15 protein-coding genes and 1 pseudogene are annotated in these 10,661 nt (G+C 68.2%); 7 read left to right on the plus strand and 9 right to left on the minus strand.

Annotation, left to right across the window (positions count from 1 at the left end):
- Nucleotides 1–85: pseudogene (locus AB0J02_RS43285) on the minus strand (hydrophobic protein); the annotation flags it as partial.
- Between the two features lie 243 nt (nucleotides 86–328).
- Between AB0J02_RS43285 and AB0J02_RS43290 the strand changes: the two are divergent.
- The gene (locus tag AB0J02_RS43290; protein WP_363199425.1) at nucleotides 329–502 is read left to right on the plus strand and encodes a CsbD family protein; all 174 of its coding nucleotides are present in this window, start codon (nucleotides 329–331) and stop codon (nucleotides 500–502) included.
- Nucleotides 503–692: 190 nt separating this feature from the next.
- On the plus strand, nucleotides 693–854 hold the full coding sequence (locus tag AB0J02_RS43295; RefSeq protein ID WP_363199426.1) for a hypothetical protein: 162 nt from the start codon (nucleotides 693–695) through the stop codon (nucleotides 852–854).
- A gap of 51 nt (nucleotides 855–905) precedes the next feature.
- On the opposite strand, the gene AB0J02_RS43300 is transcribed toward AB0J02_RS43295, so the two are convergent.
- Complete coding sequence (locus AB0J02_RS43300) at nucleotides 906–1,064, minus strand: hypothetical protein (protein ID WP_363199427.1); 159 nt, start codon at nucleotides 1,062–1,064, stop codon at nucleotides 906–908.
- Nucleotides 1,065–1,261: 197 nt separating this feature from the next.
- Here AB0J02_RS43300 and AB0J02_RS43305 point away from each other — a divergent pair, with 197 nt between their 5' ends.
- Complete coding sequence (locus tag AB0J02_RS43305; RefSeq protein ID WP_363199428.1) at nucleotides 1,262–1,711, plus strand: spore-associated protein; 450 nt, start codon at nucleotides 1,262–1,264, stop codon at nucleotides 1,709–1,711.
- Nucleotides 1,712–2,023: 312 nt separating this feature from the next.
- Complete coding sequence (locus AB0J02_RS43310) at nucleotides 2,024–3,124, plus strand: glycoside hydrolase family 43 protein (protein ID WP_363199429.1); 1,101 nt, start codon at nucleotides 2,024–2,026, stop codon at nucleotides 3,122–3,124.
- A 52-nt stretch (nucleotides 3,125–3,176) separates the two neighbouring features.
- Here AB0J02_RS43310 and AB0J02_RS43315 read toward each other — a convergent pair whose 3' ends face one another.
- Entirely contained in the window at nucleotides 3,177–3,671 is a 495-nt protein-coding gene (locus AB0J02_RS43315) for an Rrf2 family transcriptional regulator (RefSeq protein WP_363199430.1), read from the minus strand.
- Nucleotides 3,672–3,801: 130 nt separating this feature from the next.
- Here AB0J02_RS43315 and AB0J02_RS43320 point away from each other — a divergent pair, with 130 nt between their 5' ends.
- Nucleotides 3,802–5,178 (plus strand): MFS transporter, encoded by a 1,377-nt coding sequence (locus tag AB0J02_RS43320; protein WP_363199439.1) that lies wholly within the window; start codon nucleotides 3,802–3,804, stop codon nucleotides 5,176–5,178.
- A gap of 44 nt (nucleotides 5,179–5,222) precedes the next feature.
- On the opposite strand, the gene AB0J02_RS43325 is transcribed toward AB0J02_RS43320, so the two are convergent.
- Complete coding sequence (locus tag AB0J02_RS43325; RefSeq protein ID WP_363199431.1) at nucleotides 5,223–5,636, minus strand: helix-turn-helix domain-containing protein; 414 nt, start codon at nucleotides 5,634–5,636, stop codon at nucleotides 5,223–5,225.
- Between the two features lie 116 nt (nucleotides 5,637–5,752).
- Here AB0J02_RS43325 and AB0J02_RS43330 point away from each other — a divergent pair, with 116 nt between their 5' ends.
- Together AB0J02_RS43330 and AB0J02_RS43335 are read left to right on the plus strand one after the other, a co-directional pair.
- Nucleotides 5,753–6,610 (plus strand): alpha/beta hydrolase, encoded by an 858-nt coding sequence (locus tag AB0J02_RS43330; protein WP_363199432.1) that lies wholly within the window; start codon nucleotides 5,753–5,755, stop codon nucleotides 6,608–6,610.
- Between the two features lie 32 nt (nucleotides 6,611–6,642).
- On the plus strand, nucleotides 6,643–7,119 hold the full coding sequence (locus tag AB0J02_RS43335) for an NUDIX domain-containing protein (RefSeq protein WP_363199433.1): 477 nt from the start codon (nucleotides 6,643–6,645) through the stop codon (nucleotides 7,117–7,119).
- 106 nt (nucleotides 7,120–7,225) lie between these two features.
- On the opposite strand, the gene AB0J02_RS43340 is transcribed toward AB0J02_RS43335, so the two are convergent.
- The 5 genes from AB0J02_RS43340 to AB0J02_RS43360 form a co-directional block, all read right to left on the minus strand.
- A complete protein-coding gene (locus AB0J02_RS43340; protein ID WP_363199434.1) occupies nucleotides 7,226–7,762 on the minus strand; it encodes a GNAT family N-acetyltransferase in 537 nt (178 codons plus the stop codon).
- An 84-nt stretch (nucleotides 7,763–7,846) separates the two neighbouring features.
- Nucleotides 7,847–8,347 carry a hypothetical protein gene (locus AB0J02_RS43345; protein WP_363199435.1) on the minus strand — a complete coding sequence of 167 codons (501 nt, stop codon included), beginning with the start codon at nucleotides 8,345–8,347 and terminating at the stop codon, nucleotides 7,847–7,849.
- Nucleotides 8,347–9,063 carry an alpha/beta hydrolase gene (locus AB0J02_RS43350; protein WP_363199436.1) on the minus strand — a complete coding sequence of 239 codons (717 nt, stop codon included), beginning with the start codon at nucleotides 9,061–9,063 and terminating at the stop codon, nucleotides 8,347–8,349. Before AB0J02_RS43350 ends, AB0J02_RS43345 begins: the two co-directional genes overlap by 1 nt.
- 257 nt (nucleotides 9,064–9,320) lie before the next feature.
- Nucleotides 9,321–9,527 carry a hypothetical protein gene (locus tag AB0J02_RS43355; protein ID WP_363199437.1) on the minus strand — a complete coding sequence of 69 codons (207 nt, stop codon included), beginning with the start codon at nucleotides 9,525–9,527 and terminating at the stop codon, nucleotides 9,321–9,323.
- Between the two features lie 259 nt (nucleotides 9,528–9,786).
- Nucleotides 9,787–10,119 carry a hypothetical protein gene (locus AB0J02_RS43360; RefSeq protein WP_363199438.1) on the minus strand — a complete coding sequence of 111 codons (333 nt, stop codon included), beginning with the start codon at nucleotides 10,117–10,119 and terminating at the stop codon, nucleotides 9,787–9,789.
- Nucleotides 10,120–10,661: the final 542 nt, after the last annotated feature.

The raw sequence follows: 10,661 nt of genomic DNA on the forward strand, positions 1-10,661 counted from the left end.
TCGCGATCCACCACAGCGCCTTCAGGGCGAAGCCCGCACCGAAGAGGATCAGAGCCAGCAGAAGAACCAGAAGCAGGGGAACCATTGTTATTACCTCCTGGCCACCATGTGCTCTTAACTCACACCTACAAACACACAAAATACGCGTTTCTTCTGCTGGTCGGCGGGCATGCGATCGCACCGTGGACTGCCCCTCCCGCCCTGTTCATGCAGGTGGGATCCCGTGAACGAGACATGCTCTGTACGTGCTGACGATGTTTGCCGGGCTCTCCAGGGGCCAGGCGGAGGGTGAGTACATGATGTCGATGCCAAGGGAGCGTGAGCGGACATGACCGCCAACGAGAAGGCGAAGGCGAAGACCGAGCAGGCCACCGGCGCCGCCAAGGCAGCCGCAGGACGTGCCGTCGGCAACGAACGCCTCACCGGCGAAGGCCGCGCCCAGCAGACGATGGGTGACGCCCGCCAGGCCAAGGAAAAGACCAAGGACATCGGCAAGCACTAGATGCAGACACGATCCGTGCGGGGCGGCCTCCAGTCGGGGACCGCCCCGCACGTGCGCCGACCCCGACCCCTCGGTGACTACGACGGTCAATGCCGAGCACACGCCGACGCCCCAGCCAGAATTCCTTCACCACTCACGCCCACTCCGCACGACCGCACCGGTCGGATACCCAGAGGGATACGCGCTCACCATGCAAACCCGCGGCAACACGGCAATGCTGGCCGCAGCCGGCGCCAGCTCGGCGCTGCTCGTCATCATGGGCATCGTCGTGGCCCTGGGCCTGATCGCCATGTTCATCGGCGGAAGGTCACGAGGCGACGCGAAGCGGTCCCGGCGGACAGCCCGGGGTTGAGCTCGAGCACACCTTCCGAGGGACGCCCTTCGATCGCATCGCTCGGCTCCGTCAGCGCCGCCTGGTGAAGTAGCCGTCCTGGTACAGCTTGTAGACGATCCACGGGCCAACGATCACGACGACCGCCACGAGCACCCATTTCAGCCACGGAGGCCCGTCCGGTCTGCTGCCCTGGGCCAGTTCACCCGTCGCCATCAGTAGTGAAGTCATGTGCTGCCAATGCCCGTCCGGAAGAGGCAGACACCCGGTGCACATCCTTCCGTTTCCCCCGCCCCACGGCCTCCATAGGCGTTTCCCGGCCACTCCCCCACATTCAAGCCACTTCACATCGGACACAACAACCATTCCTATGTCCGGCCGGTCACACCAAGCAGGAGCAACCACTCCACAAACACCATGGGGGAAATATGCGATTCACCCGTTCCATGCTGTCCGTGGCCGCCGTGGCAGCCCTGACGGCGGGATCCACCGCCGTTCTGGCCTCGCCGGCCTCCGCCGCTCCCAACACCACGCCTCAGAAGGTCTGCGGGAGCGCCTACAAGACCGTCAACTCCGCGCCCGTCGGCTCACTCGGCACCGTCTACCTGACCTACAACTCCACCACCGGCCGCAACTGTGTCGCCACCATCCGCAGCACCCCTGGCACCGCCGTCGACATGTCGGCATGGGTCTACGTCGAGGACACCGACCAGGGCGACTCGGACAGCGGCACCTTCACCTCCTACGCCGGACCGGCCTCCGTGTACGGCAAGGCTCACTGCGTGGACTGGGGCGGGAACATCAAGAACGTGTACGTCTCGGTGTACGGCTCCAACTGCGCGGCCCTCAAGGAGCAGCGGGTCACCTCCATCCGCTGACCCCTCGCTTGCGCCGGCCGCCCCGGCGCAAGCACCGCCGTCTCGGCCTGGCCGCGCGTGAACCGCGCGCGGCTCAGGCCCTGACAGCCGCCTCATCCCGAGGTAAACGTTGTACTGCCCTGAGCGTTGACATGACCACCGCCATTCGGGAGCCTGTGAGTACGCGCTCTTCCAACGATGTAACAACGCGTACGGGCGGGCGTCCACGGTCAGAGTCTCCAACGCCGCAGCCTCTTGATGGACGCCGTCCGCCGCCGGCTCCCCTTGCCGGCAGGGCGTCATCCACGCAGCGGGCCGCAAGGGAAAGAGCCCATGAAGGTCTTCAGACGCTCCTTCGGTTTCGGCGCCCTCGCCCTGGCGAGCGCACTCGCCCTCCCGCTTTCCCTGTCGTTGCCCGACACCGCGCAAGGAGCACCCCCCGCGCAAGCGGACGCGGCCCAGGGTGCGACCGGTCTCAACGGCGCGGACCCCAGCGTGCTGCGGGTCGGCAGCACCTACATCGCCGTCAAGTCGGCCGACGGGGGCATCGTCGTACGGCAGGCCTCGTCGCTGGACGGCCTCGCCTCCGCGCCCGCGAAGAAGGTCTGGTCGGACACCGGCGACCTGGGCGAGGTCTGGGCCCCGGAAATCGTCCGGGACGGCGGCCGCTACTACATCTACTTCTCGGCCGGCCGCAGTTCCGCCCACCGGATGTACGTCATCAGCTCCGCCAACGCCGACAGCGGCTATACGGCTGCGAAGAAGCTGGCGCTGCCGGACGACAAGTGGGCCATCGACGGCACGCTGTTCACCTTTCAGGGACAGCGCTGGTTCGTCTGGTCGGGGTGGGCCGGTGACACCAACGTCGAGCAGAACCTCTACATCGCCCGCATGAGCGATCCGACCACGCCGACCGGCGATCGGTCCGTCATTTCGCAGCCGCGCGAGAGTTGGGAGCGCGTGGTCGGCAATCCCTACATCAACGAGGCCCCGGAAGCCATCAAGGATCCGAACGGGCAACTGCACATCGTCTACTCCGCCAACGGCAGCTGGAGCAGCCAGTACTGCCTCGCCGATCTTCGGCTGAGGGCCGGCGGCGACCCCACGTACGTATGGGATTGGTACAAGTCGAACGGCTGCCTGTTCGGTTCCCATCGGGAGACGATGATGACCGGATGGGACCCGACGTTGTACGTCGACGGCCCCGGCCATCACAGCTTCGTCCTGCTCGACGGTGACATCAACACGAGCCCGCCGGCCGGGAACAGGTTCCCCTCCATGTTCCACGCGGTGGCGAAGGGGACGCCGTACTCCTGGGAGAACCGCTACTGGTACTCCGGTACGTTCGCCTGGTGGGGAGAGACCACTTACAAGCGGGCCAACGTCCCCGGGGCGGAGACCAACACCGGGTGGAGCCTCAAGTTCTTCGAGTGACGTCCTGAGGTCCCCGTACCCAAGCGGCCGAGCGGCCCCTGCGTGTTGGCGGCTACGCGAAAGGCGGCAGGGGTGCCGTCGGGTCCTGGAGCCAGGCGCGGGCCCGCTGCTGGAGCTCGGGTGCCAGCCGGTCGCCCAGGTCGGCGATGGTGACGGACTTCAACGACTGCCGCCAGGCCTGGTCGGCGTCGCCCATGACCTGCGCGATGCCGCAGGGCGTGGTGCACCGCTCGGCGGGCAGAGCACATGCACCGCGCTGCCGGATCTCGGTACAGACGAATGCCGGCGCGGCCCCCTCGACCGCCTCCACCACATCGAGCACGCTGATCTCCTTGGGGTCCCGCGCGAGCCGGAACCCGCCGCGCGGCCCTGACGTGGCGAGCAGCACACCGGCGGCGGACAAGGACTTGAGGTGCTTGGCGAGATACGCGTCCGGCAGCCCGTAGTAGCCGGCGAGGGTGGTGCGCGGCACGGCCGTGCCGGGCTGCGCCTGGATGAGCAGCAGGCAGCAGTGCACGGCCCACTCGACGCCTTGCGAGAGCTTCATGGAAGCCGAGATTACCGCTTCGACCACTTGATAGACATTCGATGTCGATGATATCGATGGCATCCATGGCAGACACCCGGTATCCCTCTCGTCGGCAGGCAGCGCCGGCACCACGGCCCTCCCCCGCCGACTGGCGCATGCTCGCTGTCGCGCTCACCGCCACCTTCATGGCGAGCTTCGACCTCTTCGTCGTCAACTCGCCACCGAGGCGCTCCGCACGGACCTGCGGGCGAGCGACGCCGCGCTCGAACTCATCGTGTCCGGCTACGCGTTCGCCTACGCGGCGGGGCTCGTCACCGGCGGCAGACTCGGCGACCGCTTCGGATACCGCCGTACCTTCGTCCTCGGCATGGCCGCGTTCACTCTCGCATCCCTGCTGTGCGGCCTGGCTCAGAATCCCGGACACTTGGTGGCGGCCCGTCTGGGGCAGGGCGTGACGGCAGCCGTGATGGTGCCGCAGGTGTTGTCCCTGGTCACCGCCCGCTTTCCTGCCGAACACCGGGGCCGGGCCACAGCCTGGTACGGCGCGGTCGGCGGCATCGGCGCGATTGCAGGACAACTCGCGGGCGGCGTCCTGCTGGAGGCCGACGTGTTCGGGCTGGGCTGGCGTGCGGTGTTCCTGGTGAACGTCCCCTTGGGTGTGGCGGCGACACTGCTCGCCCTGCGTGTGCTGCCCCAACTGGCAGGAGTACGACGGGCGTTCGACATACCTGGTGCCCTCGGGGTGACGGCCACCTTGGCCCTGCTCCTGATCCCGTCCGCGCTCGGCCGGGAAGCGGGCTGGCCGGTATGGACGTGGTTGTGCCTGGCAGCGGCGCCGGTCGCGGGCTCGCTGACATGGCGCCGGCAGCGGCGCCTGCGGGCACGCGGCGGTGAACCGGTTCTGGATCCCGCCCTGTTCCGCAACCGCCCCTACCTGTCCTTGCTGGGAGCGGTCGGCCTCTTCCAGCTCTACTTCGGGGCCTATATGTTCACGCTGGCGCTGCTGCTCCAGGCAGGTCTGGGCATGACGCCGCTCAGCGCTGCGCTGACGTTCCTCCCCCAAGCGGTCCTGTTCAGTGTGGGTTCGCTGCTGAGCGGCCGGCTGACGGCACGGTTCGGGAGGTGGTCGCCGGGGACCGGGGGCGCCCTGGTGGTGGTCGGCCTCTCCCTGCTGATCGTCCAACTCGCCTTCTCCGGTACCGGGACCGACGCCGCCGCCCTCCTCCCCGCCCTCGCCCTGAACGGCCTCGGCAACGGACTTCTGCTCCCGTCGCTGATCGGCGCGGCCCTGACCCGGGTGACGCCGGGGTCGGCGGGCGCGGCGTCCGGCGCGGTCAACACGGCACAACAGGCGGCGAGTTCGCTGGGAGTCGCCGTGCTGGGCATGCTGTTCTTCGCCGTGTCAGGAGCAGGGATGCGGGCTGCCGACAACGGGATGGTGGCAGTGAGCTGCGTGTTCGTAGGCCTGGTGGGGGCATCGGCAGGGCTTCTGTTGCGAGAGACATCCATGCCCCGCCGCTCGTAGCGCCGATGCCATGGCACCGAGCCCAAGGGGCTGACCACACGGTCTCAACTGGAGGGCGGTTCCTCGGCCAGTTGGTTGTTGCGGTCGATCTCCGGCATATGTGTCTCGGCCCAGACCCGCAAAGCGGCGAGCGGTTCTTCGAGGGACAGGCCGAGATCGGTGAGCCGGTAGTGGACGGCGGGCGGCACGGTGGGCTCCACGCGACGTACGACCAGGCCGTCGCGGACCAGGCTCTGCAGGGTGACGGACAGCATTTTCTGAGAGATGCCCGGGATCCGGCGCCGCAGTTCCGCGAAGCGGAGCTCGTCCGGAGCCTCCTCGGCCAGCACCTTGACCGTCATCGACGTCCACTTGGTGCCGACGCGGTCGAGCAACTGGCGTGTCGGGCAGAGAGGGTCCAGCACATCACCGCGTTCACCGGGCCGCCGGCCACTCTCGTGGGGCCTCGACGTGGTCACCTGGGACTCACCACCTGAAAGAAAAGTGCCGTCTTGGGGCACTCAAGGTAGTTCCTTAAGGTGACCTTGTCACCCTCCCTCATCACACATCACACCCACACTGGGAGAGCCCCTGCATGCCTGAGCTACGACGCGTCTGCGTCAATGGAGTCGAACTGAACGTCGCCCTCTCCGGATCCGGGCCGGCCGTCCTGCTGCTGCACGGCTTCCCGCACACCTGGGAGCTGTGGACGGATGTCATGGCCGGTCTGTCGGGACGCTACCGCGTCATCGCCCCGGACCTGCGCGGATTCGGCGCGAGCAGCCGGGCCACCTCCGGGTACGACGCGAGCACCCTGGCCGAGGACGCCGAGGCACTTCTGACCGCGCTCGGAGTGTCCTCGGCCGCGGTGGTGGGTATCGACGCGGGCACCGCGCCCGCTTTTCTCCTCGCCCTGCGCCGACCCGATCTCGTCCAGCGCCTGGTCGTCATGGAATCCCTGCTCGGCAGGCTGCCGGGTGCCGAAGACTTTCTTGCCGACGGGCCGCCGTGGTGGTTCGGCTTCCATTCCGCCGAGCCCGGCCTCGCCGAGACCGTGCTGGAGGGACACGAGGCCGCCTACATCGACTGGTTCCTGCGCTCCGGCACGCTCGGCGACGGGGTGCGCCCCGTCATCCGGGACGCCTTCGTCCGCGCGTACACCGGCCGCCAGGCGTTGAGCTGCGCGTTCTCGTACTACCGGGCCCTGCATGAAAGCGCGGTACAAATCGAGCAGGCAGTCAGCACTGCCCGCCTGACCGTCCCGACATTGGCGCTGGGCGCCCACCCTGTCGGCGCGGCGCTGGAGCGCCAGCTCCGTCCGTTCGCCGACGATCTCACCGGACACGTCATCGAGGACTGCGGCCACATCATCCCGCTGCACCGACCGGACGCCCTGCTCGCCCTGCTGCGCCCGTTCTTGGCCGATGGGGAATCGACGCAGCTCAAATCTTGATGGGGTTCCGGGTGCCGTTTAGCGTCAGGGCGGTGGAATCGACGCACCGGCCCGCAGCCCGGGTCATCTGTCTGGACGCCGCCCATCGCCTGCTTCTGCTGCGCTGGCGTGACCCGTTCGACGGTTCATGGCTCTGGGAGCCGCCCGGTGGCGGCATCGAGCCGGGCGAGACGCCGCTGGTGGCGGCACGACGCGAGTTGGCGGAGGAGACCGGACTCGACCCGGCCGCGGTGCTCGATCGCTCCGTGCCGGTCGACCGTGACGTGTGGTGGAACGGCAAGCGGTACATCGGGACCGAACTTTTCTTCGTCGCGAAGTTCACCGGCGAGCGACCTCCGCTCCTGCGAACCGGCCTGCTCCCCGATGAGCAGGCCGCCTTGGACACACACGTATGGGTGGCGTGGCCGGATCTGGACTCGCTGCCGGACCCGGTGGAGCCACCGCAGTTGTTGGCCGTGCTCGACGCTCTGCTGCCGGACGGACCGTGGTCCGATCGTCATCGACCATGACTGACGGCCATAACTCCTGCCGAATGAGCGGGAGTTGAGCGCGTCCTTCTGGCGGACGCCGAATCCGTGGTGGACGTTGCGGATTCGCCGATCCGTGAGCACGCGCTCAATCGGGCGCAGTGACCGGGGACCACATGCCGAACCACTGCTCGGCGCCGTAGGACCGGAAGCGCTCTACCTCGATGAACCCCAGCTTCGTCGCGAGGCGCATCGAGCGGGTGTTGGCGGTCTGGGTGGCAAGCACGACCGGTTCGCCGGGAGCCTCGCCGGCGAACCAGTCGAGTGCTGCCGCGCATGCCTCGGCGGCGTATCCGTGGCCCCATGCCCGCGGCAGGAACAGGTAACCGAGCTCGGCCTTTCCGGCAGCCTGACGGAGGTGCCCCGTGTCTCTGTAGAGCGTGACCTGGCCGATCATCGCTCCGTCGAGATCAACCATGAAACGGCCGGGGCGCCGGCTGGGCGCACCCGGCATCTCGCGCTCGATCGCATCGCGCGGCTGGGGGCCGCCAAGGTATGTGCCCACCTCCGACGAGGCCAGCAGCTCGATGACAGCCGCACGGTCCCGGGCCTCGGGTTCACGGAGCACGAGCCTCTCGGTCCTGATCGGGGCAGGTGGCCAGGCGCCGGGCCCACGTTCCGTCATGGCGGCCAGCCAATCAGCACCCCCGTCAACGATCAAGCCCCGCGGCGAGAGTGCACGGCGCTCCCATGACGTCAGGCAGCGGCGTCAGGCGTCGTCGTCCCGGTCGGTCCGGGAGGCGCGGCGTCCTCGCGTGAGAGCCAGGACGCTTCCCGCGACGGCGATGACCGCGATGGCGATGGCGATGCTGAGCCCGCCCTCGGTGTCCCAGTAGACGTCCTCCAGGCTGATCAACAGGGCCGCCTCGTCGATGACGAGCGCCAGGCCCACTCCGTAGGCCAGCCCCATCCAGGCGCGTGCCCGCGCCGAGCGTTCGACCAGGCCTGCCGCGCCGACCACCATGAGCATGAGGATTCCCCACACATAGTGGTGAAGGTGCACTCCGCCGGCTTCCATGTCACCGACCCCGGCCACGTCGATGTGGATGAGCCACGTCAGCAGACGCATCCCGCCGAAGGTGACCGTGAACCCCCACCAGGCCAGCACGAAGCCGCGGCGCTTCGGGGAGATACCGGGCAGCAGACGCAGCCACGGGGAAGGCCGTTCTGTCCGCCCTGACTGCGAGGGGCCGGGATGTCGTGACGCCATCACGCAGGTCCTCGCAACTCGTTCGCCATGAACTTCTGGATCAGCGTCGCCATGGCATCCGGTGCGCTGTAGTGGGCCGCATGGGCCGCGCCCGGGATCTCTGCCGTTCGTCCGTCGTCGACCAGGCATGCCACCCGCCGAATCCACGAACGCGACGCGATGGGGTCGCCCTCGCCGCGTACGACGAGCGTCGGCACGCGGACCTGCGCCAGGTTCGCCTCGAACGACTCGGCCGAGTCCCGGAGGGCACGCCGGAACGAAGCGGCACAGCGCAAGGGGCCGGTCACCAGATAGTCCGACGCGGCCACTCCGAGCAGGCGTACGGGCTCACGAGGTACGTCACAGAGAAGTTGGCCGAACTGACGCCGGCCCGATGCACCCGGATCAAGGGCCGGACCGACCAGAACCAGGCCACTGACCATGTGCGGGTTACGGGCGGCGAATGCCGCGGCCACCTGGCAGCCGACCGAGTTGGCCACCAGCAGAGTCGGCCCCAGGGAGAGCCGCCGGTGCCAGTGCGCCAGGGCAAGCGCGAGTTGGGTGACACCGGGCGCACGCGCCGCGGCGGCCCGCGAACGCGCGTTGCCCGGCAGGTCGGGCACCAGCACGGCCGCCCCGCGCGCGGCGAACCGTCGCGCGAGCGGCACGAAGTACCGCCCCGAAAGCCCGAGCCCGTGTACGAGCACCAGGGCTGGGATGCTGTCGCGCGGCGGCATTCCGAACCTGCGAGTGAAGATTCCGGCCTCTGTCGTCCCATTCACCGGCCAACCATCCCCCTTCACACGCCGCGGTCGTCGTGACTCCTCCGGGGAGCGGGAACTACCACCCTTGGGATACGGCAAATGGAGGGAAGCGCGTACCGGGCCGGGCGGGGACGCCGGGCTGAACTCCGGCTCTCTCGACGCATATCGACGAGAGAGCCGGAGGCCTGGTCGGACGGGCTGCCCCGGCGCACCGGGACCTCAGCAACTGTCTAGGCGGCACGACCATGGGTACGCCGAGCCCCGCGGGTACGGAGCTGGAGCGAGGGTGCTGCTTCCTCGGTCCATTCCTGCTCGTCTTCTTCGGCGAAACCCTCAGGGTAGGCGGGCGCGACGAACAGGTTCTGCCATTGCGGCTGCGGCAGGCGTGCCTGCTCGGCGGCAATTTCGTCACGACGACTGAACTGAGACGTGGTCATGCATCCTTCAATCACTCGACAAAATCCGCCGCCATCGAATGCACGCGCGGGACCCGCTCAGAGTGCCCTTGGGGCACGGCCTTGATCAAGCGACCTCGGCGAGAGCCGAGGCCCACTGGCGCACACGCAACCATTGCATGCTGATGGCCCCTCGGAAGCACTCTGGATACGGTGCGTCACGATACCCGGGAAAGGAGCCGACGGGCGCCCTGGACCGTGCCGATTCAGGGCGCGGGAGTGCCGCCGCGGATTTGCCGAGTCACGCGCCACTCAGGCGCAGCGTGTCGATCTGGTCCCAGCCGTGGCGCTTCAGCCTTTCAGTGAGGCGGAGTTCGGGACCGGCCAGCACGCGCAGGCGCTGGGGCGGGCTGAGGCTGCGCGCAAGGGCGACGAGGGTCTCCACCACGCTGTTGGAGAGGTATCGCACTCGGGTGAGGTCGACAGTGATCTCGGCAGCGGTACGCGCGTAATCGGTCACGGCAAGCGCGAGGGGGACTTTGTGGGCGCCGATGACTTCACCGAACAGGCGTACGCCGTCGGTGTGGTGGAGCGGAGTTATCAGAAGGAGGTCGTCGATGAAGTAGCCACGCATCAGGGCGCCCCTACGGCCGTGCGCCGCATGGCAGACGACACCGGAAAGGGGGTGTTTCGCCTCCACACGCGGCGCGGTTGTGGTGGAACATCGGTCCTGCTCATCGACCGGGAAGTTGGCGTGCGTGGACGACTGCGCCCTCACCATGCCGCCCGGTCGACACACATGTCGGCCTGACGTGTGACCGACACACGCACGGGCGGCAGCCACGAAATACCTTCAGACGCCGGCACCTTTGGGACTGCGCACACACTGCGTGCCTCGGGGCGCGGCCGTCCATTGCCGTCGCATCTCGTGGGTCCCGGCGTGGAGGGGCCCTGATGCCTGTGGCACCAGGGCCCCGAAGGAACTGCTACACCATCCGCCGGCCCTGCTACTGCACCGGCCTTCTGTATCCGCCTATCCGACCTGCCTGCTGCCGGGACTGCGGGGATCGCGGTTGCTCGACCGGAGACCACCTCACCCTCGATGTCCTGCGGTACCCGGACCCAACACTTTTGCCCGGGCGATCCCGATGACGCTTCGTTCCTCCGAACTTCCCT

The organism is Streptomyces sp. NPDC050264 (assembly GCF_040655895.1).
Classification (GTDB): Bacteria; Actinomycetota; Actinomycetes; order Streptomycetales; family Streptomycetaceae; genus Streptomyces.

Excerpts from the sequence above, each read along its gene's own strand:
- AB0J02_RS43355 (WP_363199437.1), bottom strand. The coding sequence starts at position 9,527 with ATGACCACGTCTCAGTTCAGTCGTCGTGACGAAATTGCCGCCGAGCAG.
- AB0J02_RS43300 (WP_363199427.1), bottom strand. The coding sequence starts at position 1,064 with ATGACTTCACTACTGATGGCGACGGGTGAACTGGCCCAGGGCAGCAGA.
- AB0J02_RS43290 (WP_363199425.1), top strand. The coding sequence starts at position 329 with ATGACCGCCAACGAGAAGGCGAAGGCGAAGACCGAGCAGGCCACCGGC.
- AB0J02_RS43350 (WP_363199436.1), bottom strand. The coding sequence starts at position 9,063 with ATGCCGCCGCGCGACAGCATCCCAGCCCTGGTGCTCGTACACGGGCTC.
- AB0J02_RS43340 (WP_363199434.1), bottom strand. The coding sequence starts at position 7,762 with ATGACGGAACGTGGGCCCGGCGCCTGGCCACCTGCCCCGATCAGGACC.
- AB0J02_RS43330 (WP_363199432.1), top strand. The coding sequence starts at position 5,753 with ATGCCTGAGCTACGACGCGTCTGCGTCAATGGAGTCGAACTGAACGTC.
- AB0J02_RS43345 (WP_363199435.1), bottom strand. The coding sequence starts at position 8,347 with ATGGCGTCACGACATCCCGGCCCCTCGCAGTCAGGGCGGACAGAACGG.
- AB0J02_RS43360 (WP_363199438.1), bottom strand. The coding sequence starts at position 10,119 with ATGCGTGGCTACTTCATCGACGACCTCCTTCTGATAACTCCGCTCCAC.
- AB0J02_RS43310 (WP_363199429.1), top strand. The coding sequence starts at position 2,024 with ATGAAGGTCTTCAGACGCTCCTTCGGTTTCGGCGCCCTCGCCCTGGCG.
- AB0J02_RS43305 (WP_363199428.1), top strand. The coding sequence starts at position 1,262 with ATGCGATTCACCCGTTCCATGCTGTCCGTGGCCGCCGTGGCAGCCCTG.
- AB0J02_RS43295 (WP_363199426.1), top strand. The coding sequence starts at position 693 with ATGCAAACCCGCGGCAACACGGCAATGCTGGCCGCAGCCGGCGCCAGC.
- AB0J02_RS43315 (WP_363199430.1), bottom strand. The coding sequence starts at position 3,671 with ATGAAGCTCTCGCAAGGCGTCGAGTGGGCCGTGCACTGCTGCCTGCTG.